This is a genomic window from Pseudomonas sp. TE50-2, assembly GCF_040813665.1.
Taxonomy (GTDB): Bacteria; Pseudomonadota; Gammaproteobacteria; order Pseudomonadales; family Pseudomonadaceae; genus Aquipseudomonas; species Aquipseudomonas soli.
In genome coordinates, this window is the sequence record NZ_JBFNXN010000001.1 from 770,822 (window position 1) to 788,874 (window position 18,053).

General features: G+C 58.0%; 32 protein-coding genes and 1 tRNA gene. 13 read left to right on the forward strand and 20 right to left on the reverse strand.

All coding sequences use genetic code 11. The annotated features are described in order from the left end of the window. From AAHK21_RS03390 to AAHK21_RS03445, 12 genes are all read right to left on the reverse strand, one after another. Positions 1 to 477 (reverse strand): phage terminase small subunit P27 family, encoded by a 477-nt coding sequence (locus AAHK21_RS03390; RefSeq protein WP_367856427.1) that lies wholly within the window; start codon positions 475 to 477, stop codon positions 1 to 3. A gap of 115 nt (positions 478 to 592) precedes the next feature. Continuing rightward, on the reverse strand, positions 593 to 982 hold the full coding sequence (locus tag AAHK21_RS03395) for a hypothetical protein (RefSeq protein WP_367859040.1): 390 nt from the start codon (positions 980 to 982) through the stop codon (positions 593 to 595). Then, on the reverse strand, positions 882 to 1,262 hold the full coding sequence (locus AAHK21_RS03400; protein ID WP_367856428.1) for an HNH endonuclease: 381 nt from the start codon (positions 1,260 to 1,262) through the stop codon (positions 882 to 884). Before AAHK21_RS03400 ends, AAHK21_RS03395 begins: the two co-directional genes overlap by 101 nt. 3 nt (positions 1,263 to 1,265) lie before the next feature. Continuing rightward, positions 1,266 to 1,589: a phage holin, lambda family gene (locus tag AAHK21_RS03405; RefSeq protein ID WP_367856429.1), complete on the reverse strand. Its 324-nt coding sequence runs from the start codon at positions 1,587 to 1,589 to the stop codon at positions 1,266 to 1,268. A gap of 88 nt (positions 1,590 to 1,677) precedes the next feature. Then, the gene (locus AAHK21_RS03410) at positions 1,678 to 2,337 is read right to left on the reverse strand and encodes a hypothetical protein (RefSeq protein ID WP_367856430.1); all 660 of its coding nucleotides are present in this window, start codon (positions 2,335 to 2,337) and stop codon (positions 1,678 to 1,680) included. Continuing rightward, positions 2,334 to 2,912: a hypothetical protein gene (locus AAHK21_RS03415; protein WP_367856431.1), complete on the reverse strand. Its 579-nt coding sequence runs from the start codon at positions 2,910 to 2,912 to the stop codon at positions 2,334 to 2,336. The genes AAHK21_RS03410 and AAHK21_RS03415 overlap by 4 nt, the downstream gene beginning before the upstream one ends. Positions 2,913 to 2,922: 10 nt before the next feature. Further along, positions 2,923 to 3,240 (reverse strand): hypothetical protein, encoded by a 318-nt coding sequence (locus AAHK21_RS03420; RefSeq protein WP_367856432.1) that lies wholly within the window; start codon positions 3,238 to 3,240, stop codon positions 2,923 to 2,925. After that, entirely contained in the window at positions 3,237 to 4,538 is a 1,302-nt protein-coding gene (locus tag AAHK21_RS03425) for a tyrosine-type recombinase/integrase (protein WP_367856433.1), read from the reverse strand. The genes AAHK21_RS03420 and AAHK21_RS03425 overlap by 4 nt, the downstream gene beginning before the upstream one ends. After that, positions 4,535 to 4,831 (reverse strand): DUF1364 domain-containing protein, encoded by a 297-nt coding sequence (locus AAHK21_RS03430; RefSeq protein ID WP_367856434.1) that lies wholly within the window; start codon positions 4,829 to 4,831, stop codon positions 4,535 to 4,537. Before AAHK21_RS03430 ends, AAHK21_RS03425 begins: the two co-directional genes overlap by 4 nt. Then, the gene (locus AAHK21_RS03435) at positions 4,813 to 5,025 is read right to left on the reverse strand and encodes a hypothetical protein (RefSeq protein WP_367856435.1); all 213 of its coding nucleotides are present in this window, start codon (positions 5,023 to 5,025) and stop codon (positions 4,813 to 4,815) included. Before AAHK21_RS03435 ends, AAHK21_RS03430 begins: the two co-directional genes overlap by 19 nt. After that, entirely contained in the window at positions 5,022 to 5,705 is a 684-nt protein-coding gene (locus AAHK21_RS03440; protein WP_367856436.1) for a replication protein P, read from the reverse strand. Before AAHK21_RS03440 ends, AAHK21_RS03435 begins: the two co-directional genes overlap by 4 nt. Continuing rightward, entirely contained in the window at positions 5,702 to 6,430 is a 729-nt protein-coding gene (locus tag AAHK21_RS03445) for a DnaT-like ssDNA-binding domain-containing protein (RefSeq protein ID WP_367858942.1), read from the reverse strand. Before AAHK21_RS03445 ends, AAHK21_RS03440 begins: the two co-directional genes overlap by 4 nt. Positions 6,431 to 6,527: 97 nt before the next feature. On the opposite strand from AAHK21_RS03445, the gene AAHK21_RS03450 reads away from it, so the two are divergent. Next, a complete protein-coding gene (locus AAHK21_RS03450; protein ID WP_367856437.1) occupies positions 6,528 to 7,172 on the forward strand; it encodes a hypothetical protein in 645 nt (214 codons plus the stop codon). A 238-nt stretch (positions 7,173 to 7,410) separates the two neighbouring features. Here the strand turns inward: AAHK21_RS03450 and AAHK21_RS03455 are convergent, their stop codons facing one another. Further along, entirely contained in the window at positions 7,411 to 7,650 is a 240-nt protein-coding gene (locus AAHK21_RS03455) for a hypothetical protein (protein WP_367856438.1), read from the reverse strand. Positions 7,651 to 7,733: 83 nt separating this feature from the next. Here AAHK21_RS03455 and AAHK21_RS03460 point away from each other — a divergent pair, with 83 nt between their 5' ends. The 5 genes from AAHK21_RS03460 to AAHK21_RS03480 all read left to right on the forward strand — a co-directional run bounded on the left by AAHK21_RS03460 (position 7,734) and on the right by AAHK21_RS03480 (position 10,304). Beyond that, on the forward strand, positions 7,734 to 8,435 hold the full coding sequence (locus AAHK21_RS03460; RefSeq protein WP_280092682.1) for a S24 family peptidase: 702 nt from the start codon (positions 7,734 to 7,736) through the stop codon (positions 8,433 to 8,435). A 317-nt stretch (positions 8,436 to 8,752) separates the two neighbouring features. Next, positions 8,753 to 8,935 (forward strand): hypothetical protein, encoded by a 183-nt coding sequence (locus AAHK21_RS03465; RefSeq protein WP_367856439.1) that lies wholly within the window; start codon positions 8,753 to 8,755, stop codon positions 8,933 to 8,935. Positions 8,936 to 9,089: 154 nt separating this feature from the next. Continuing rightward, positions 9,090 to 9,473: a helix-turn-helix transcriptional regulator gene (locus AAHK21_RS03470; RefSeq protein ID WP_367856440.1), complete on the forward strand. Its 384-nt coding sequence runs from the start codon at positions 9,090 to 9,092 to the stop codon at positions 9,471 to 9,473. A gap of 21 nt (positions 9,474 to 9,494) precedes the next feature. Beyond that, complete coding sequence (locus AAHK21_RS03475) at positions 9,495 to 9,767, forward strand: hypothetical protein (RefSeq protein ID WP_367856441.1); 273 nt, start codon at positions 9,495 to 9,497, stop codon at positions 9,765 to 9,767. A gap of 12 nt (positions 9,768 to 9,779) precedes the next feature. Then, positions 9,780 to 10,304, forward strand: coding sequence for a hypothetical protein (locus AAHK21_RS03480; protein WP_367856442.1), 525 nt, complete (start codon positions 9,780 to 9,782; stop codon positions 10,302 to 10,304). Here the strand turns inward: AAHK21_RS03480 and AAHK21_RS03485 are convergent. After that, positions 10,289 to 10,603 (reverse strand): hypothetical protein, encoded by a 315-nt coding sequence (locus AAHK21_RS03485; RefSeq protein ID WP_367856443.1) that lies wholly within the window; start codon positions 10,601 to 10,603, stop codon positions 10,289 to 10,291. The genes AAHK21_RS03480 and AAHK21_RS03485 overlap by 16 nt on opposite strands. A gap of 114 nt (positions 10,604 to 10,717) precedes the next feature. Between AAHK21_RS03485 and AAHK21_RS03490 the strand changes: the two genes are divergently transcribed. Next, the gene (locus AAHK21_RS03490; protein WP_367856444.1) at positions 10,718 to 11,263 is read left to right on the forward strand and encodes a hypothetical protein; all 546 of its coding nucleotides are present in this window, start codon (positions 10,718 to 10,720) and stop codon (positions 11,261 to 11,263) included. Positions 11,264 to 11,288: 25 nt separating this feature from the next. Here AAHK21_RS03490 and AAHK21_RS03495 read toward each other — a convergent pair whose 3' ends face one another. Together AAHK21_RS03495 and AAHK21_RS03500 are read right to left on the reverse strand one after the other, a co-directional pair. Further along, positions 11,289 to 11,486: a hypothetical protein gene (locus AAHK21_RS03495; RefSeq protein ID WP_367856445.1), complete on the reverse strand. Its 198-nt coding sequence runs from the start codon at positions 11,484 to 11,486 to the stop codon at positions 11,289 to 11,291. Between the two features lie 129 nt (positions 11,487 to 11,615). Then, positions 11,616 to 12,515 carry a hypothetical protein gene (locus tag AAHK21_RS03500; protein WP_367856446.1) on the reverse strand — a complete coding sequence of 300 codons (900 nt, stop codon included), beginning with the start codon at positions 12,513 to 12,515 and terminating at the stop codon, positions 11,616 to 11,618. A gap of 93 nt (positions 12,516 to 12,608) precedes the next feature. On the opposite strand from AAHK21_RS03500, the gene AAHK21_RS03505 reads away from it, so the two are divergent. Next, a complete protein-coding gene (locus AAHK21_RS03505) occupies positions 12,609 to 13,388 on the forward strand; it encodes a DUF2786 domain-containing protein (RefSeq protein WP_367856447.1) in 780 nt (259 codons plus the stop codon). 40 nt (positions 13,389 to 13,428) lie between these two features. On the opposite strand, the gene AAHK21_RS03510 is transcribed toward AAHK21_RS03505, so the two are convergent. Continuing rightward, positions 13,429 to 13,671 carry a hypothetical protein gene (locus AAHK21_RS03510; protein WP_367856448.1) on the reverse strand — a complete coding sequence of 81 codons (243 nt, stop codon included), beginning with the start codon at positions 13,669 to 13,671 and terminating at the stop codon, positions 13,429 to 13,431. A 99-nt stretch (positions 13,672 to 13,770) separates the two neighbouring features. Between AAHK21_RS03510 and AAHK21_RS03515 the strand changes: the two genes are divergently transcribed. Continuing rightward, positions 13,771 to 14,235: a hypothetical protein gene (locus AAHK21_RS03515; RefSeq protein ID WP_367856449.1), complete on the forward strand. Its 465-nt coding sequence runs from the start codon at positions 13,771 to 13,773 to the stop codon at positions 14,233 to 14,235. A 54-nt stretch (positions 14,236 to 14,289) separates the two neighbouring features. On the opposite strand, the gene AAHK21_RS03520 is transcribed toward AAHK21_RS03515, so the two are convergent. Continuing rightward, positions 14,290 to 14,589: a hypothetical protein gene (locus tag AAHK21_RS03520; RefSeq protein WP_367856450.1), complete on the reverse strand. Its 300-nt coding sequence runs from the start codon at positions 14,587 to 14,589 to the stop codon at positions 14,290 to 14,292. A 451-nt stretch (positions 14,590 to 15,040) separates the two neighbouring features. On the opposite strand from AAHK21_RS03520, the gene AAHK21_RS03525 reads away from it, so the two are divergent. Further along, the gene (locus AAHK21_RS03525; protein ID WP_367856451.1) at positions 15,041 to 15,307 is read left to right on the forward strand and encodes a hypothetical protein; all 267 of its coding nucleotides are present in this window, start codon (positions 15,041 to 15,043) and stop codon (positions 15,305 to 15,307) included. Positions 15,308 to 15,422: 115 nt separating this feature from the next. Here the strand turns inward: AAHK21_RS03525 and AAHK21_RS03530 are convergent, their stop codons facing one another. Continuing rightward, on the reverse strand, positions 15,423 to 15,605 hold the full coding sequence (locus AAHK21_RS03530) for a hypothetical protein (protein WP_258598438.1): 183 nt from the start codon (positions 15,603 to 15,605) through the stop codon (positions 15,423 to 15,425). Between the two features lie 67 nt (positions 15,606 to 15,672). Between AAHK21_RS03530 and AAHK21_RS03535 the strand changes: the two genes are divergently transcribed. Together AAHK21_RS03535 and AAHK21_RS03540 are read left to right on the forward strand one after the other, a co-directional pair. Then, positions 15,673 to 15,915 carry a DUF4224 domain-containing protein gene (locus tag AAHK21_RS03535; protein ID WP_217847475.1) on the forward strand — a complete coding sequence of 81 codons (243 nt, stop codon included), beginning with the start codon at positions 15,673 to 15,675 and terminating at the stop codon, positions 15,913 to 15,915. A gap of 1 nt (position 15,916) precedes the next feature. Continuing rightward, positions 15,917 to 16,978 (forward strand): tyrosine-type recombinase/integrase, encoded by a 1,062-nt coding sequence (locus tag AAHK21_RS03540; RefSeq protein ID WP_367856452.1) that lies wholly within the window; start codon positions 15,917 to 15,919, stop codon positions 16,976 to 16,978. 111 nt (positions 16,979 to 17,089) lie between these two features. On the opposite strand, the gene AAHK21_RS03545 is transcribed toward AAHK21_RS03540, so the two are convergent. Further along, a tRNA-Ser gene (locus AAHK21_RS03545) sits at positions 17,090 to 17,177 on the reverse strand. Between the two features lie 146 nt (positions 17,178 to 17,323). On the opposite strand from AAHK21_RS03545, the gene AAHK21_RS03550 reads away from it, so the two are divergent. After that, complete coding sequence (locus AAHK21_RS03550) at positions 17,324 to 17,995, forward strand: Bax inhibitor-1/YccA family protein (protein WP_028692373.1); 672 nt, start codon at positions 17,324 to 17,326, stop codon at positions 17,993 to 17,995. Positions 17,996 to 18,053 lie beyond the last annotated feature (58 nt).

Here is an 18,053-nt window from a genome sequence, read left to right on the forward strand (position 1 = left end):
TCACTTCGAGGCCCGCCCTCCTTTGAGCACGATGAACGGGTTTTCTGGTTTCTCCGGCCCACCGCTGCCCATCAGGCGCGCACGGCTGGCCGGGTCCAGCCCGAGGGCTGCCCCGAAGCTAGCCACCTGGCGTAGCGCCTCGTTGATCACGGTGCAGGCTGGGTTCTTCTTGAGCACGCCTTTGGCGTCCACTACGGTGATGCCCTTGCTGGCCACTTCTTCCTCGGCCAACCGCCACCGCTCGTAAGCGGCGCAGAAGACCGTCAGGTTGTGGGTATCGGTGCGGGTCATGATCCCGGTCTGGGTCAACCAGGGCGCAATGGTGTCCCACATCTCGATGGCCCACTCCCCCAGCCACTCCGGGGCGTCCGGGGTTTCCGCCAGCGGCGCCGGCGCGGGGCCGTCCTTCTTGAGTTTTCGCTTGCCAGGGTTGCCCTGCAGCAGCTTGAGGGCGGTAGGTTTCGCGGGTCGCCCCATCGTTCAGGCCTCCCGATTTTCTGGAATGCGATTTTTTTTAATTTCGCGGGTGTGTGAAAAAGGCTGGGCGATCGGTGGAGAGAGACGAAAGCTGTAGAGATTTTGCCCCACCCCCTCACTTGGCCGATTTTTGACCATTTTTCGCTAATTTTGTCCGCAGACTCCCGCCATCGATCAAGGCAGCCAGATGCGTAAACGGACGCTCTGGCACTCCGTCAGCGGCATGCATGTATGCGTCAATTGCAGCCACTAACTCATGTAGAACACGCGAAATCAGCTCTGGAAATCCGAGCTTATGAATGTTTTTCCAGCAGTACAGCGCTCGATCCAGGTGCCAGTCACCATGGCGGATCAGCTCGGCACTTCGATTGCGCCTGATCGCTTTTTCGCGCAACCGCATTGCCTCACGCGCCAGGCGGACAGCCTGACCGCGCCCGTGCCGACTCTGCCGCCGTTTTGAACTTGTGGCAGTTTTCATTAATGGCAAACAGGTTGGATGGGTCATTCGTTCCCCCTTCAAACTTTGGTATGCGGTGGTCAACCTCTGTTGCCGGCAGTCGTCGACCATTGCAGTCATGGCACTGGCACAGATAGCGATCACGTTTGAGCACTGCCTTGGCAAGCTTGCGCCATGCCCAGTCATAGCCACGCTGCTCAGCAGTGCCGCGGCATGGGTTGTTCCAACCAATTGCGAGCGAGGCATGCGCGCTGCAGTAACCATGGCTGTCACTTGTCTTGCCGGGACACATAGGTACTCGACAAGGGCGCTTAGCCTTGGGCGGCATAGATCAGCCCTCCACCTTCTTTCCCATGAAGCGGTCGGAATACTCACGAAGCTTGTCCACTCCCATGAAGCCAACCATGCAGCCTGCGAAGACGGATAGGTTGGCAGGTAGAGCGAAGTACTCCAGCACTGGCAGCAGGCTTACTGCTATAAGGCCGCAGATGGCGCCTTCGAGCAGAACCTTTCGGCCTCGGCCACCGCCATAAATGACTCGAAACATGGCCACTGCGGCGGCAATGCCGCCCGTGGAAAGCTGGGGTTGGTGCGCTACCAGCCAAGCGAGCACTGCGGCCCAAAGGCCTGGATCCTTCTCGGGCATTTGTGGCATCTCAATGTCTCCCTTTAGAGGGGAGTAAGTGGTTCAATCATAAAAAAGCCCAGGTCATCGCCTGGGCTCGCTTACATCGTAATCAGTATTAATCGAAAACGCTGGGGTCCAACTTATCAATTATTTCCAATGCAATGGCCTCATAGAGGGGCACAGCATCAGCAGCCATGGTTGCTTTGGCCATCTGGAACGATATCGGACCCTCAGCCGTCAGCAGCTCAGCAACGTAGCCATCCTGATTTTTACCCAACTTCAGGTTAATCAGGAACCGTCTCTTCTGTAGCTCATCAGGCGCTTCGTCAACAACTAAACTTACGCAAAAGTCAACCTTAAGGCCATCGGCCTTGAAGTCAGCCCCAAGGGAACGCTTGAACTTGCCGCCCTCTACTACTCCAACTTGGAGATATGGTTCATTGGTCTGATTCGCGCCCTTGTAGCGCTGATCTTTCAAGCCCAGATAGCCCTCAAACCCCCGTCCGAGATTAAAGGCTCTCTGCTGCAAATCAGACCAGTAAGCCTGCTGAGCGTTTCTGTAAGCCGTGTATTTCGAGCGAATGTCAGCAAATGTCGTCACGATGCATTCCTTTAGCAAAAAACGAAAAGGCATCCTAGGACAGCGCTTGGATAACTGGAAGAAGATAAAAACAAAAAACCCGACTTTTAAGCCGGGCTTTTGGTGCCAATCCTCAGCAACGCGCAGGAATGACAGGATGGGGAAATAATCGGCCATGCGGCCATTAGATGTCAAGCGGCATTTTCCATCGAAAGACCTTCGTAGCTCAGGATGTCGGCCGCAGCCTCCAGTGCTTCTTCGGCCATCTGCTTCAGCACGTCCTCGATATCCTTCCTCCAGCGGCGGCGAGTTCGCTCAGGCCGAGCATCCGGGTCCCACCGGTTGATATCGTAGAACTGAGCCGGCAACACGATCATGTCGCTCGACCGCTTACCCTCGGCGCCCTTTATCTTCGGGATCGCCCAAGCCGTCACTGCACTGGTGATGAATAGCTTCGGAGCATGGGAGGCAACCATGGGGATCAGGCGGCTGATCGACTGAACCTTTCGCCCCTTGTGCGTGCTAAACCTCGCCACCAGGACATCCCAGTGCCGCGGCTTCAGCTGGCTGTGCAGCCTGGCGAAAACCCAGCAGTCAGCATCCATACGGCTGATTTCGCCGCGCTCCACCGACCTGCTCAAGGCCGCCATGTCGTGGCCGTCTTCGCTGCCGGGCTCGTATAGTTTCTGCCAGGCCTGCTTGCTGGTGTTGTCGATCGCTTCTGCAGCCAGGGCCGAGACGACCGCCGCGAGTACGCTGCTGTAAATCATGTCCTTCTCCCTAATCCCCGGTGTAGTTGGTGCCGCCGGCGCCGAGCCGGTTGCTTCCCTGATATCCAGCCTCTGGCCCGCCAGCCTGAGGTCTTCTCAACTGCTCGATCTGCCGACGTGCGGCATGCAGGACCATGCTGAGCTGGGTCACCAGTTCATCCAGGGCCAGGGCCTCGCCAGTCGCAGCCGCTACCCAGCCAGAGGCGTTGCAGTGGTCGCATGGCAGTTCGTAAAACACGCCCTGAGTGACCGCTCTCCCACGGCACAGAGGGCACTGAGCCAGCTCGATCGACGCCTTCTTGAAGGTCAGTCCGTAGCTCTTTTTCATGCTTTCGAATCCTCGCTAGTAACAAATTCGGTAAGGTCGCTCGAAGCCGCGCCGTTAGCGGGCTGCGCGCCGTTATGAGAAATCTCGGATAAGGCCTCTGTAAGGCCGTGAATGGCACCGAAACCGATGCCGTCTAACCAGGCATGCCACTTCTCCAGGGCTGCCCGGCGCTGCTGCATGGCCTGGGTGTGGATGTAGGTGCTGGCGATCTTGCCCAGCGAGTGATTCAGCAGCATCTCGCCAATGTGGCCGTCAATGCCGAGGTCGGTCCAAGTGCTGCGAGACACTTTGCGTAGGTCGTGACTGGTCCAGGCGCCCTGCCCCAACCGGGTGAAGACGGCACTAGCCTGCGTCTCGCTGAGCGGCAGCCCGCGTCGACTCGGGAACAGGTAGGCACCCTGGTAACCTTGAGCCTGCTGAATCGCCCAGTACCGGGTCAGCAGTGCTTGCAGTTGGGCGGTCAGAGGCAAGCGGTGCTCGGTGCGAGTCTTGGTGTTCGCCGCTGGGATGAACCACTCGGCCGCCGCCAACGAGACATCAGCCCACCGCGCCATGCGGGTCTCGCCGATTCGGGTGCCGTGGGCCAGCATCATCAAGGCCAGCATCGCGTCGCCAGGGGTCGCATCGAAGGCGTGAGCCAGTTGCTGCATCAGCTCGGGTAGCTGCACGTCACGCAGGCGCGCCGCCTTCGGCAGGATCTTGGCCTTGGTGAAGTCATTGAAGCGCATCCCGGCCATGGGGTTCCCGTCGATCAGGCCCAGCTTCAAGGCCTGGCGGAAGGCGGTCAGCAACAGGGCGAACATCTGCCGCAGATAGGAGAGCGACACATCGGCCTGAGCCGGCCACATCAGTTGTTTGTCGAGAGAGTCGGCACTCACGTCCGTCAGGGCTAGATCGGCCAGTCGCGGCTTCAGGTGCTGAGCGATGGCAGACCGTGCGCCTGCCTTGCGCTTCGCCGACAACGAGCGATCGCGGGCCATCCGGTCGCCGTACCAGTCCAGCAGCTGGCCCACGGTACCCATGCCGGACACCACGGGCGCGGTGGCCGGATCTCGCAGCAGGCGCCGACGCAGCGCGGGCAGTTCGGCAATCACCGCTGCAACACCCAGGTCAGGCCAACGTGCGACCGGCACCCACTTCTTGCCACGCACCAGGTGCCACGTGCCGCGCTCGCGGGTTATCCAGAACCGCAGGTACAGGCCTGGGTGACGAGGGTCGCGCAGGTCGCGTACGGCCTTGTCGGCAGCCTGCCGGCGAACTTCGGCCTCGCTGAACTTCACTTCCCGAGTCGCACTCATGCGGTCAGCACCCCCTCATGGAGCAAGGCGGCTTGGGTGCGCATCACTCCCTCGGCGTGGTACTGCCGCGCTGTATCGCGGTCGACATCGCGGCGACGGCCATCACAGGCGTCATGGCAGGCGCTGCACGCCCAAGCGCCTTGCATGTCGTGGGGTTTCATACCAACACCGCACGTGCCCGCCATGCGGTAATGCGCAAGCACGGTAGTTTCTGGATTGCCGTTACACACCCCGGGAATGCGCACTTGGCACTCCCGACTGCGTGCGGCCTTGGTCAGTTTCGATTGCCGCATGGGCTGTCGTCTCCATGAAGGTCAATGACGGTGTAAGCGCTCGGCCACATGAGTTGGCCATGCGCGACGGCCGATGCTTCGTCGCGGTAGAGCGCAATGGGTGGGTGCGAGGTACTGGAGAGCCCCAACAGGTCGGAGCGGCAGTACAGCGCGTATCGGTATTCGGTGAGGTCAGGCGCGGGAAACTCGATCATCGACCGAGCATCCTGGCTCGGATCGCCGCCAGGGCTTCATTGCCCACTTTTGGCGTGCGCTGGCCTGGCACCTCTGCAGGGAGGGCCAACGGCATTTTCTGCAACGGTTCACCTGCGACCAATCGCCGAACAGCAATCGTGTAGTTGCGCTCGAACAGCTTGGCGCTCACGTCGGTGGCCAGCTTGTTCAGGTTCTCGAAACCACTTTCCTTGGCGGCGTGCCAGACCGCGTCGTGGGTCCACTTGCCCTTCCCGGCCATGGCAGGATGGGCATTACGGCAGGCCTCACGAAACGCAGCTGCCAGTGTGGGAAGGCCCAGCATTTCCGGCGATGGCTGGCACCACTGGATGAACTCGCCGGGAGGGGGGATGAACGGGTCGCTCGACTGCCTGCACCGCATGATTCCGAACTGCAGCTGCTCGGGGCTGCTGATGCCCGCCTCAAGGAAAGCGGTCAGCCATTGCTGCTTGGACGCGGCGTAGGTCGCCTTATCAGGCCAAGCCTGCTTCCAAGCGGTGCAGATCGAACGCAGATCGCGGAACAGATCGTTAATCACCACCGCAGTCTTGCGGTTGAGTTCGGCCTTCACATCAGCAGGCAGCGAGTAATCCGAGGGCACGTACTGGCCAGCCTGGACCTTTGCCCACAAGCCATGGGCCACGGTTGCAACCTGATTCATTGGCCGCCCCCTTCCCCGATCCACGACGTGTCATCGTCATCGAAGCTGGCGCGCTGCGATCCGCCGGTACGGACAACGGGCGAGCGCGCAGCACGGGCGAGATCGGACTTCACCCAACTGACGAGAGCGGCCAGCCACTGCTTTTCGGTTTGGGCCAGGCCCTTGGCATCGTGGTGGAGCACAAAGCCGGAAATGGCAACCGCGTTGAACTGGTCCAGGGTCAGGCCTGCACGACGGGCATAGGCTTTCAGCAGTTCCCGATTCGGTTCCCAGTCAAGGGACATTGCGAACGGCTCGCGCTGAGAGAGAGTAGATTGGTTCAATGACGGATTGGGTGCAGCTCCTGCACCCCGTTCGGTCGTGAGCTGCACCCCGTTCTGCTGTGAGCTGCACCCCGTGCCTTGAGCTGCACCCCGTTCGGAACGAGGTGCATTAGTTTCACCCCGTTTGATTTGAAGGTCGTACACAACTGGACGACGGTCACGTCGATCAATGTGGGCGGCCGCAATGGCTTGGTTGCCTTCCACGATCAGGCCGGCTTTTGCCAACTCGCCAAGCTTGGTACGTACGGTACGCTCAGACAGCCCTGTGTGTTCGGCGAGAGTAGCGGCAGACGGAAATGCGCCCTTGCCACTTACGCCTGCATAGTTCGCAAGACAAAGCAATACATGCCGTGCCGGCGCATCTTTGAGCACAGACTTGGGCAGTTCCAGCGCCCACCCCATAGCTTGGACGCTCACATAAACCTCCGCGCCGGGACTTGATGAAAAATTTGTAGAGCAGCAGGCGTAGAGTTGCTTGCACCGGACGTAGGATGCATACTTGTCCCCGTTAAAAGCTGTTGAAGAAGCCGGGCTGCCACCCGGTTTTTTTATGCCTGAGTTTCAGGTGTTTGGGGCGCCCGGCTCATCCGTGGTAGCTTTTTGCTTCCACACGAAAAGGCCATCGGAGGCCGGACATATGAGTCTTGATAGAGATCTGCAGCGACAAATTCTGGAGCGCCTTTCTGCGGCTTATCCCCAGTGCTTGTCCGGGGAGGAATACGACGAGCAGGCAGATGCTGTCGGTGAGAAAATTCTTGATGCCAACCTTTACTATTTGAGCCAACACGGGCTTATCGAAGACTGCATTCGGTTCAGTGCTGACGGGCAAACTATGGTCAACATGAACTACCTGAAATGCACTGCCAGGGGCATGGATTTCTTGGCTGATGACGGTGGGCTTGGCTCCATTCTCGACACGGTTACGATCAAGCTTCACGAGGAAACACTCCGCCAGCTGATCGAGGCAAAGATCCACGCTGCGGACCTTCCTGAGGAAAAGAAGAACGGGATTCTGAAAGCACTGAGAGAAGCTCCCGCCGAGACCACAAAACAGCTGATAACGAAACTAGTTGATCTGGGCATGGAGAATGTGCCGAAAGCACTTCCACTACTCCAAACGTTGCTACAAGGCGCCCACCCCTGAACTCATCGGCAAACGGCTCGCGCTTCAGGCGTAAATAGCCGATTACTTCCTCTTTACTGCACAGCTCGATAAAGCATTCCTCCAAGCTGCTTTCGGCCTGGAGGTAGAGCTCGGTCGAAAACCGAGACCGTCGATTCGCAAGTGCCAAGATAGTGACTGGCTTCATCGATGCATCCTTACTGGTTAAATCAACAGGTGGATTGATCATCTACTGACGCAAAACCACGTCACGCATAATTCACGGAGCCGCCTTCGCTGGTGCGATATCAACCAGCAACTGCTTGGCCTTGAAGGGCTTGCCGTTGGCTTTCGCTAGCTCAGCGATTTTTTCCGCGTAGCAGGTCTCTCCCGTGTACTCGGTTCGGGGAAGGCAGCCACAAGCCAGCCACTTGTAAACGGCCCGCGGTGTCTTCTTACAGGCAGTCGATACGGCAAACACCCCGCCTGCATCGTCGACTGCCTTCTTGAGCGCCTTCATGAGGCCTCCAGGTTTAATGTGAACTGTAAGTACATATTATGTCGGAACTGAAAGTACATGCAAGCGCATGCGATAGTGAACCCATGGTTCAGATCGAAGAAATCAGGGCAGCCTTTGCGGCACGCCTCAAGAAAGCGCTTGCAGCCAGCGACATCCCTACATGGGGTGCAGGCGCTCGTCTTGCCACTATTGCAAGCGTCACACCCAAGGCAGCCAGCAAGTGGTTGAATGGGGAAACCATGCCCGGCGGCGTGAAGATGCTCGCACTCGCAACCGCCTTAGGCGTCCGGCTCGAATGGCTTGAGTACGGCAAAGGTGAAATGATCGATGCTCAATCGGAGTTTGACGCCAACGTCGAGCCATCAGCAGGGCCGGTCCGCTACTACGAATACCCTGAAATCAGCTGGGTTCAGGCCGGAATGCCGATGGAAGCAATTGAACTATCAAACATTTCTGCCTACGAACTCCACCCATCAGACGCCTGGGCTGGCCCCAACGGATTTTGGCTCAAGGTGAAGGGGCCATCTATGACTTCACCAAATGGCATGTCATTTTCCGAAGGAATGGTGATTCTGGTAGCACCTGGATTCGACGTGGAGCATGGCCAGTACGTTGTCGCCAAACTGATCGATTCCAATGAGGCAACGTTCAAGCAGTTCATTTGGGATTCGGGAAAAGCTTTCCTCAAGCCCCTCAACCCAGCCTTCCCCACCGTCGAGATGAATGGGAGCTGGGAACTGGTCGGTCGCGTCATAGACGCTAAATGGCCTCGCTCAGTGCTTTAAGCATTGCCCCCCGCAAAAACAGCCCGCGATGCGCGGGCTTTTTTTCGCCCTCAAGAAATTTATGTACTTTTGGTACTTGACCTATATGAACCTTAGGTACATATTTATTGCATACCGGATCGACACCGGCCAGCAACGAAGGCAGCGATGAACAGGCCTCAACTGTTCAGAGGGGTGGCAACTGCCCTAGGCGTGCAGCGTAAAGCGCCGATGCAGTTTTCCAGCGGGTGAGCACCGCGGCTGGAGCAAAACAGATTTCACTGGCTGGCCTTGGAAACAGGGCCAGACGGGAAATCAACCGTCCTGAGAGCAAGACGATGACCAAGGCCGAACAGCTCCTGAACGCAACTGGCGAGGAAATCAAAGCCGCCGCACTCCGCCGCAAAATCCTGGACCACGCCACGCAGTTCACTTTCGACGACGGTAGCTCGATCCAGTGCCGAAAACTTTCTGGTAGATCTGCCTTCGCTCGTAGTGGCTGGCACCTGAAATCCAACTGAGCATCCGGTACCACGTCCGCCTGACGTTAACTGCCCGATCACCTGGTCTTCCCCAGCACCAGGCTGCATCGGAGAGCCCTTCCCGACCCTACATCAACATGTTCAGGGAGACAGGCGGGATAGGCTCTCCAATGCAGCCCACCAAGGACCACTCATGGAAACGATCACTTGCGGCACATGGACAGGCCACCTTGGCAAAGGGCTGGCTCCCCGCGAGCTGGAGGCGCTGCTTGGCGTCGCCCAGGGCATGACCGCCAAACAGATTGCACAGCAGATGCAGATCACACCTGGCACCGTGGCCAACCGCATCGAGAACGCCATGTTCAAGCTTGGCGTAGCGCGTCGAGCAGCTGCCGTGGCCGAAGCGATGCGCCGCCAGATCATCAGCCCACTATGCATCGCCCTTGCCGGCCTGATCGCTATGCATGCGGTCATCGATGACGGCGACCCACTGCGTCGCGACCGCAGAGCGCCCGAGCGCCGCACTGCCCAGATTCGAATCGTTCGCAAGGCCGAGACCTTCGAACACTACGCCTGAATCCCAACAGAGGATCATCCTATGCACCACTCCATGCAACAGCGCGTGGACGGCCTGGCCGCCCTACGTGCACGCTCCCTCATGGCTACCGCCGAGTTCTACGAGATGATTGGCCGCCCTGCCCCAGCGCCCGAAGCTCTGTTTCAGGCAGTCGCCAAGGGCAAGGCTTGGCACATCATCGAAATTGCCACCGGCAAGACCAAAAGATTCTGCTTTAGCCACCGTGCGGCCATGCGTTTTATTGAGGCAATGGAAGCAGGCAAGCGAACCAGCATTTCTCGCCCTACAGATTAAGGGAGGTGCCGTATGGCGATAGACCAGGCAGAGCGCGACCGGCGCCGTCGCGAAAAGGCCGAGCGACTGCAGGAAGAAGATCTGCGCTTGAAGGTTCGACCAGGGACTAAGCAGGCCCTGCTTGAGCTGATGGAGTGGGCCGGGATCGAGGAACAGGGCGAGGCGATGACGCTGATGATTCATCACATCGAAGCGCTCGGGCATCATGCCTTGTTCCGGATCGCGCGCCACGAAATCGAAGCTCACCGAGTTGTGGCGCGAACTGAGTCGCTGCGGTTGTCAGCCAGGAAGCGAACCGGCCAGCACCTGCGATCGATCTGCGGCTGGGCTGACGCCTCGGCCAGCCAGATGATCGAGGCGCTGATCCACGGCATTCACGCCCTTGGCAGGCTGCACGCGGCGAAGTTTCTCACCCCGCCGCGGCACGAGATCCGCATCTCACCGCGCCTGGCCCTGGCCTTCGATCGCAAGAGCATGCTGATGATTCAGCAGGATCCCGGTGACGAGCTGATTGCACCGGCTCATAGACCAATGTGAGGAAGCTCCTTGGCAAGAATAGCCTCAGCATTTCGCATTGAGTCTGTAGCGTAGCGGTAGTAGATATGCAAATCGTCGTCAGTGACGCGGTCGTCTTCGAGGTGCCATTGCTTGCACCGGGCAAGCGCGAAACCAATACGACCGCGGTCCATAATCCGATTGGCAACTTCAAGACCTTCAGCTTTAGAGATTGCAGCAGTCAAGAGGGCAACTTCTTCAAGCTTTTGATCAACTGCAATGCGCCCTATGTAGTCTCTATCCTGAATCTTGACCCACGTATGGTCAGTAATCTCCCTCATTCCCTAACTCCTCCATTCGGCGTTATTGCTGGAACCCCGTAATACCCCATCCCACCCCAAATTGCCACCATGCCGCCACCAGCACGGAGGGCGGCGCATGCATGGAGTACCGTAATGCAAGTCGAGACCTCGACAGTCACCAAGCTGCTGATCACTGAGGTGCCGAACCTCGACCGGATCAGCGTGTACCTCGAAGACCTGGCGCCCTGCAAAGGCAAGATCACCGTCAGCTGCTACGACAAGACCTGGCACGCGTACTGGGGCGGCATGTGGGATGGCCTGAATGTGGCCCAGTTCTTCTGCAAGCTGCACGACGCCTACATCATCGGCTACTTCGACCGGTCGCTGAGCTCTCGCCGGTTCAGTGCTGAGGCCCTGGCCGACAAAGCGCGGAGAGTGATCATGCAAATGCGGCGTGACCGAGATCTGGACGCAGAAGATGCCCGGAGCCTGCTCGACGAAGCCGAGGATGTTCGCCACACCAGCTCGCTCGATGCGTGCGGCGGCGCCCACCGCGAGTTCATGCATCGCGTGTTCGGTGACGACTGGTGGAATCTGCCGGCCGATGCCATGGAGCCAAATCCAGATTGGACCTACCTCTGCCGCATCATCGCGACAGTGCAGCAGGCCCTGGCCAAGCAGTACCCGATCGCCGCCTGACCCTCCGGCGCCGCCCGCCAGCGAATCAGCCCTTCCGGTATACCTCAGGTGACCAGGCGCTGCTGAAAACGATGACGCCAAAGATCAGCAGATAAAGCCAGTGTTGGCTCGGGTACGAGAAAGACCCTATCTGGGCGACCACAAAAGCAGCGCCGCCCGCAACCAGACGCTGCCGACGGGTGATTCTCTGCTGCAGCGCTACCAGCTTTCTCTTCCATCCCATTACCACTCTCCTTGTTTGGTAAGCGGCGAAGCATATCACTCGGCGCTGCCCGCCAGCGCCTTCCCCTATTAATCGACAACCCCTGCCTGGCGCGGGGCGCACCTGAAGCCACTAGATCTTGAAAGGACTTCAATCCAACTCCCTTAGGTTTCTTGGCATAAATACATCTTCACCAAACATGTCGAAGTCGTGCCGCAAGGCAGCTATTGTCTGTGAGGCAGCAGCTCGACCTGGGTCTTTCAGAAGTGTCTTTTCAATCATGGCGTGCTGGGAGCTATTCATAGCTCTGTATAGCTCAGAGATCTCGCGAGCCTTACCAAACATGTAGTTAGCAAAACCAGTCGGCCAATAATAATTTCGAGGTTTGATCACACCTTCCCTGATCGAAACACGACTTTCGCGCATCAGCCTTGACTCTCTATGCCCTGTAAGCCCCAACACCATAAATTTAGGCAGCTTGGTGTAAATGATGACCTCACCCTGATCATTGCCTAGAACATCCATCTGCATATTCCGCAAGAAATACCTATTGATATTTGTAGGAACTTCGGCATTGGTTGAATCTATAGGTTCAAGTGGGAATAAGTGCTGCTCATATTTTCCAGGATTGGATGAGTTGCCGAGCAAAAAAGATGCCAGTGCCTCTAACGCAGCCTCTTCTACTTCATTTTGCCTACCATCTGCCCTTGGGTTAACACTGCGCATGTAGCCAAGTGTTCGCCAGCTTAGAGATGCGCAAAATTTTGCAAGCCAGTCACCATAGGCCACTTTATCAATTTCGTCTCTTACGAACGGATAGAAGACTTTATTGGCGAACTCACGCTCCCAACCCGAGAACAGCTGCTCACAAGAGCCACACAGCCAGTACTCTTTCTCTATGTCCTGCGCACGCTTATTTACGTTGGTATTCTTACGAATAAACCCAGTAGCGGACGTCTCTTTCACCCACTTACCAACAAACTTTGGAATAAAGTGACTAAGCTTTAACTCACCATGGGTTAAGCAAAGTTTACACTGCCCTGTATTCATCCCAAATCTCCAATTTTTACCTCTAACTTTTAACCCAAAATACAAGCTTCCGCCACCCCGACGAGGATGGCGCTTGCACGCGAGGACCACAACATGACCGAACAACAGCACGACGAAAGCAAGCTCGAACGAGTCATCCGAAAAATCAAACGCTGCCTGGCGCTTTCGAAAAGCTCGAATGAAACCGAAGCGGCCACAGCGATGCGCCAAGCTCAAGCATTGATGCGCGAGTACCGCCTCACCGAGATCGATGTGCGCCTCAGCGACGTAGGCGAGGTCGAATCGGACAGTTCAAGAGCCAAACGCCGCCCGTCCTGGGCTCGAGACTTAGGTTCGATTGTTGGGGACGCCTTCGGGGTTAGATCATTCTCCCGACGCCAGTGGTGTGCGTCGACGCGTAGAGTCATCGAACGAGAGCTGTACGTGGGCGTGAATCCGGCTCCCCAGATCGCGATGTATGCCTATGAGGCGCTACTGACCAAGCTGACGATTGCCAGGCGCGAGTACGTGTCCCAAGTGCGGGCAGGAAAGCAGCGCAGCGATTATTCGCCAGAAACTGCAGGAGACCATTTTGCGCTGGCCTGGGTGTCGGCGGTGCATCACAAGATCCACGAACTTGTGCCGCGTGGCGAAGAGGATCCTGCCATCGGTCAGCATTCCAGCGGGCAAGACTTGATAGCGGTTGAAGCGCAGGACAAGGCGTTAATCGAGCAGTTCTTGGCGGGCCGTGAGATAGGAAAAGCTCGAAAGGCGCGAGCGGTGGAACTCGACCTCGATGCCCAAATCGCCGGCATGCTGGCCGGCCGGCGCGTAGAGTTGAACCCCGGACTTGCTACGGGCAGCGAGAACCAACTTCAACTGGCAAGCGCTTGAGACATCCCATTCCTACAAAAACGATCAGGCGACGCCGCCCCTAACTGGGGATGTAAGGGTCAAAATCCCCGAGTAGTTCACGGGCCGCAGGCACTGCGTACTCAAGCAGCTCTAGAGGTACGTCACGCTCAAATAGCGTTACCTCGAACCTGAGCGTCTCGTCGTTACGGAAAATTTCGAAAATTATTTGGTCGTCGCGGAGGCACTCAAGACCCAACCCATCGTGGCCAAGGGTGACGCTTGAGGCTCTGCAGAAGCTGTATTCGATTCCATGAACTATCACGTCGGGCTCTCCTGAAAAGCGGAAAAGTACCCCGAAACACTGCTGCTGTAACCCCTCTTCCCTCTAATCAATGCCGCGATATGGCGACGAGGTACAACCATGCCCACAGGAAACCGATCCAGCACCAAAGAGATGGTCAACCTGCCGCGTGAACTGGCACAAATGGCTGCCGATGCAATTGATGACCTCTTGGCTGATGGCGTGTCGGCCGTTTCAGCTGCTGCATGGCTCGATATCCCGGAGACGCTGCGCGCCCTACTGGCTAAGCCAGCCGAGCAGCACCAGCGGGAGCCGGCCGTATCGATCCCCGACGGCTACTGCCTGATGCCCAGGCGGCTCACTGCCGAGAACGGCGCCAAAGCCCTTTTGCTTGGTGAGTTCAAGCTGAATGTCGTGCGCGAATGCCCGGAGTGCCGCGATCTTGAAGAGCCGGTGGAAGGCTGCGATGTATGCGATGGAGAGGGGGAGTTCGCGCAAAGCCACACGATCCCTTGGGATCAGATCAAGTTCATCTACAGCGTGGCCGTCAAGGGTCTCGCTCTCCAGCCGAACACCGGCAGGTAGCGAAATCCCGCCTGGAGCACATTTGTACTCCATCAAGCTGTAACCACTCCGCCTCTATTTCGAAGCAGCGAGCATGTCGGTGGTAGTAGAGCCGTCGGCGGCGATTCGGCGCGCCCGACCAACCCCCCAAGCCATCGCCCGGGTCATCGACTCGCCGGGACGCGAATCGAACGCCACCTCATGAATTACTTCACCGCTTGGAGCGTATACCCCAATGAACATTTGGGTTGCTCCGGTACGCGACAGCCGGACTTGCACGTCGATGAAACTGCCATCGCTTAGCGTTTCCTCATGGGTACGTTGGTGCAGCGTCGGGTCGGCCCACGACCAGAAAACATCGCCACGGATCCGCATGTCGCACTCCTACGGCCTTCGTCACTTTGAGAGGGTGTAAGTACCACCATATCGGAAGCGAAGCGGTTATCAACCGCAGAGCGAGACGTTAGAGCTGCATCGGACAAGCGGAGTATCACTTTGCGTCCGGCTGCTCTGGGACGTGCATCGTAGCAGCGAACGTCATCCATTCTTCAAAGGCGCGTCGATGCTGGTCGCAATTCGATTGCCAAGTGGCGGACGACGTTGCGCCGTACACAACCTGACTCATAGTTTGAGCAGTGAAGGCATCGAGCTTTCGAAGCAGTTCGTATGCACGAAACTGTTGATCCCTACTGATTAAGCTCATTTGATCCACCACTGCTAATGAGTAGCGAAATGCTCCTCGTGACCGGTGGACACCCCGCCACCAACTAAAGTCACCCGAATCTATTTTTTTTTGCTGCCGCGATATGGCGGCCAAGGAATCGTCATGCCTGAAATACTCAAACTGGAGCGCGGCCGCACCTATCGCGGCAAGAAGCCCGCGTGCGTGCGCAGCTGCGGCCTGGTCAATGATCGAACCGTAATCTATGTCGGCGTGGATGAGGTCCAGTACGACGGTCCATCGGTGGCACCTGGGCGGCACTACCCGCACTTACCGATCGGCAAGTTTCTTGAGTGGGCTGGTCATGACGTGACCGACGAGCTGCCACCGGGAGAATACGCATCTTGGCCACCCGGCAAGCGCACGACTTAGGTAGAGCCGCCCAGCCAGGTTTACGTCGGTCTTGGACCCAAGACGACTGACTGAGCGACCAAACGAATCATGACGAACGCGCTGGGCAGGGTCTGTAGGAAAAGGCTGATCCCCACTAAACCCGCTGGCGACTCGACCTATAGCCCGCACCGAGCAACAACAAGCCAGGCACCAGTAGCCCAACTGCGGTGTAGCCGAAGGCTTCCTGCCCCGACGCACCTACAGCGGCAAAGGCGGCACCAATCGCAACGAGCGGTGCGCCTGCGAAGTAGAACGGCTTATTGGCTGTCTTGCCCATATCGATCCTCCTGATTGAGGCCCCATTTAATCACACCTGCCGCGACCAGCGGCGTGGAGACCATCACATGCAAACCGAGATTCTTTCGGACGAAGAGCTAGCCGAGCTGACTGGCTATAAGGCCAGGGGATATCAGCGCCGCTGGCTAGAGGAACGTGGTTGGGTATTCGTTGAAACCCGAAGCGGGCGCCCACTGGTTGGCCGCCATTACGTCCGCATGAAGCTGGGCGTGAGCCTTGGAATAGTGCCAACGGCGTCGCCACCACCTGTAGTCCCTGCGTGGACACCTGACATTTCGAAGGTGAGGTGAAATGCGCCCACGGAAGACTGAGAACCGTGACCTGCCGCCCGGCATGTATCGGCGCAAGCGCACTAGTAAAAGCAAGAAAAACCCTGGCAAGGAGTGGATCAGCTACTTCTACTTGGATAAGTCTGGGAAGCCGGTACCGCTGGGCACTGACCTAAATCTGGCAAGGCTGAAATGGGCCGAGCTGGAAGCGAAGGAAAAACCCAAGGACCTGGTCACCATGGGGGCGATATTTGACCGATACGAGCGCGACATCATCCCGAAGAAGGCGCCGCGCACTCAGAAAGACAACCTGGCCGAAATACGCCAGTTGCGCAGCTACTTCGAGAAGGCTCCAATCGACGGCATTACGCCCGCTCACGTAGCGAAGTACCGCGACGCCAGGACGGCGCCGGTCCGTGCAAACCGAGAGCTCGCCACCCTGTCGCACATCTTCAACATCGCCCGTGAATGGGGCCTTACCAACCGGGAGAACCCCTGCCAGGGTGTACGCAAGAATAAGGAGGTGCCGCGGGACTTCTACGCGAACGACGCAATCTGGAGCGCGGTTTACGCGAAAGCGGTGGGCGAATTGAAGGATGCCATGGACTTGGCATATTTGACGGGCCAGCGTCCGGCGGACGTGCTGGCAATGAGGAAGGATGACATCGAGGGCAAGGCCCTAGGCGTAAAGCAGAAGAAGACCCAGAAGAAGTTGCGGATCATGCTTGAGGTGGACGGAGTAGAAAGCAGCTTGGGCGCGTTGATCAGAAAGATTCTGGAGCGGAACGCACCCCATGGATCGCCCTACCTGTTGCTGACCGATTCAGGCAAACGTGTCTCGGCGGCCATGCTTCGCCATCGATGGGACGATGCCAGGGAGGAAGCTGTGAAGGAAGCTGTCGCAGCCGGCGACCAGGTCCTGGCCGGCCGGATCAGCCAGTTCCAGTTCCGAGACATCCGCCCAAAAGCTGCATCGGAAATCACTGACGTCGACCACGCCAGCCTGCTGCTCGGGCACACCAAGGGCGACATCACCGAACGGGTTTACCGCCGCGTTGGAGCTCTGGCAAAACCCACCAAATAGAGAAAGTTTTGCCAGCGCTGACAAATAAAACCATTCCCAAGGGTGTTCCCATGGGTAGTTTTACTATGCCCCAAAAACGCAAAAAGCCCTGAAAAATCAGGGCTTTGAATGTGGCGGAAGCGTAGAGATTCGAACTCTAGGATAGTTGCCCATCGACGGTTTTCAAGACCGTTGCCTTAAACCACTCGGCCACGCTTCCAGCTGTTTTGCGGCGGCAATAATACCTTAATGTAACAAGCTGTCAAACTCTCTGTGTCGCGGCTTGCGACAGCTCTGATATGCTCTGCCCCATACGTTCCACTACCGCAGGTCCCGGACCGCGGTCTCACCCCAAAGGAGTGCGCCATGCGCGAACAGGATTACGCCGTCCAACACGGCCAGCAGGTCGAGCAGCAGGAGGTCAGCAAGGTCCTGCGCAACACGTACAGTCTGCTGGCCCTCACTCTCGCCTTCAGCGGCATCATGGCCTTCGTCGCCCAGCAGATGCGTGTCGGCTACCCGAACATCTTCGTGGTGCTGATCGGCTTCTACGGCCTGTTCTTCCTCACCAACAAGCTGCGTGACTCGGCCTGGGGCCTGGTATCCACCTTCGCCCTCACCGGCTTCATGGGCTTCATCCTCGGCCCGATCCTCAACCGCTACCTGGGCATGGCCGGTGGCGCCGAAGTGGTCAGCTCAGCCTTCGCCATGACCGCTCTGGTGTTCGGCGGCCTGTCGGCCTACGTGCTGATCACCCGCAAGGACATGAGCTTCCTCAGCGGCTTCATCACCGCCGGCTTCTTCGTCCTGCTGGGTGCCGTGGTGGCCAGCTTCTTCTTCCAGATCAGCGGCCTGCAACTGGCGATCAGCGCTGGCTTCGTACTGTTCTCGTCGGTCTGCATCCTGTTCCAGACCAGCGCCATCATCCATGGCGGCGAGCGCAACTACATCATGGCTACCATCAGCCTGTACGTGTCGATCTACAACCTGTTCGTCAGCCTGCTGCAGCTGTTCGGCATCATGGGCCGCGACGACTGATCAAATCGGTTGCCAGCGCCACAGGAAAAGCCCGCTTCGGCGGGCTTTTTCGTGCCCG

Coding starts and splice junctions, on each gene's coding strand:
- AAHK21_RS03525 (WP_367856451.1), top strand. CDS start 15,041: ATGCCTGAAATACTCAAACTGGAGCGCGGCCGCACCTATCGCGGCAAG.
- AAHK21_RS03445 (WP_367858942.1), bottom strand. CDS start 6,430: ATGGGGTGGGCGCTGGAACTGCCCAAGTCTGTGCTCAAAGATGCGCCG.
- AAHK21_RS03485 (WP_367856443.1), bottom strand. CDS start 10,603: ATGAGGGAGATTACTGACCATACGTGGGTCAAGATTCAGGATAGAGAC.
- AAHK21_RS03540 (WP_367856452.1), top strand. CDS start 15,917: ATGCGCCCACGGAAGACTGAGAACCGTGACCTGCCGCCCGGCATGTAT.
- AAHK21_RS03505 (WP_367856447.1), top strand. CDS start 12,609: ATGACCGAACAACAGCACGACGAAAGCAAGCTCGAACGAGTCATCCGA.
- AAHK21_RS03395 (WP_367859040.1), bottom strand. CDS start 982: ATGACCCATCCAACCTGTTTGCCATTAATGAAAACTGCCACAAGTTCA.
- AAHK21_RS03495 (WP_367856445.1), bottom strand. CDS start 11,486: ATGGGATGGAAGAGAAAGCTGGTAGCGCTGCAGCAGAGAATCACCCGT.
- AAHK21_RS03435 (WP_367856435.1), bottom strand. CDS start 5,025: ATGATCGAGTTTCCCGCGCCTGACCTCACCGAATACCGATACGCGCTG.
- AAHK21_RS03470 (WP_367856440.1), top strand. CDS start 9,090: ATGGAAACGATCACTTGCGGCACATGGACAGGCCACCTTGGCAAAGGG.
- AAHK21_RS03460 (WP_280092682.1), top strand. CDS start 7,734: ATGGTTCAGATCGAAGAAATCAGGGCAGCCTTTGCGGCACGCCTCAAG.
- AAHK21_RS03415 (WP_367856431.1), bottom strand. CDS start 2,912: ATGATTTACAGCAGCGTACTCGCGGCGGTCGTCTCGGCCCTGGCTGCA.
- AAHK21_RS03390 (WP_367856427.1), bottom strand. CDS start 477: ATGGGGCGACCCGCGAAACCTACCGCCCTCAAGCTGCTGCAGGGCAAC.
- AAHK21_RS03475 (WP_367856441.1), top strand. CDS start 9,495: ATGCACCACTCCATGCAACAGCGCGTGGACGGCCTGGCCGCCCTACGT.
- AAHK21_RS03480 (WP_367856442.1), top strand. CDS start 9,780: ATGGCGATAGACCAGGCAGAGCGCGACCGGCGCCGTCGCGAAAAGGCC.
- AAHK21_RS03455 (WP_367856438.1), bottom strand. CDS start 7,650: ATGAAGGCGCTCAAGAAGGCAGTCGACGATGCAGGCGGGGTGTTTGCC.
- AAHK21_RS03430 (WP_367856434.1), bottom strand. CDS start 4,831: ATGCGGCAATCGAAACTGACCAAGGCCGCACGCAGTCGGGAGTGCCAA.
- AAHK21_RS03425 (WP_367856433.1), bottom strand. CDS start 4,538: ATGAGTGCGACTCGGGAAGTGAAGTTCAGCGAGGCCGAAGTTCGCCGG.
- AAHK21_RS03405 (WP_367856429.1), bottom strand. CDS start 1,589: ATGCCACAAATGCCCGAGAAGGATCCAGGCCTTTGGGCCGCAGTGCTC.
- AAHK21_RS03490 (WP_367856444.1), top strand. CDS start 10,718: ATGCAAGTCGAGACCTCGACAGTCACCAAGCTGCTGATCACTGAGGTG.
- AAHK21_RS03530 (WP_258598438.1), bottom strand. CDS start 15,605: ATGGGCAAGACAGCCAATAAGCCGTTCTACTTCGCAGGCGCACCGCTC.
- AAHK21_RS03520 (WP_367856450.1), bottom strand. CDS start 14,589: ATGCGGATCCGTGGCGATGTTTTCTGGTCGTGGGCCGACCCGACGCTG.
- AAHK21_RS03550 (WP_028692373.1), top strand. CDS start 17,324: ATGCGCGAACAGGATTACGCCGTCCAACACGGCCAGCAGGTCGAGCAG.
- AAHK21_RS03420 (WP_367856432.1), bottom strand. CDS start 3,240: ATGAAAAAGAGCTACGGACTGACCTTCAAGAAGGCGTCGATCGAGCTG.
- AAHK21_RS03515 (WP_367856449.1), top strand. CDS start 13,771: ATGCCCACAGGAAACCGATCCAGCACCAAAGAGATGGTCAACCTGCCG.
- AAHK21_RS03400 (WP_367856428.1), bottom strand. CDS start 1,262: ATGCCGCCCAAGGCTAAGCGCCCTTGTCGAGTACCTATGTGTCCCGGC.
- AAHK21_RS03535 (WP_217847475.1), top strand. CDS start 15,673: ATGCAAACCGAGATTCTTTCGGACGAAGAGCTAGCCGAGCTGACTGGC.
- AAHK21_RS03440 (WP_367856436.1), bottom strand. CDS start 5,705: ATGAATCAGGTTGCAACCGTGGCCCATGGCTTGTGGGCAAAGGTCCAG.
- AAHK21_RS03465 (WP_367856439.1), top strand. CDS start 8,753: ATGACCAAGGCCGAACAGCTCCTGAACGCAACTGGCGAGGAAATCAAA.
- AAHK21_RS03500 (WP_367856446.1), bottom strand. CDS start 12,515: ATGAATACAGGGCAGTGTAAACTTTGCTTAACCCATGGTGAGTTAAAG.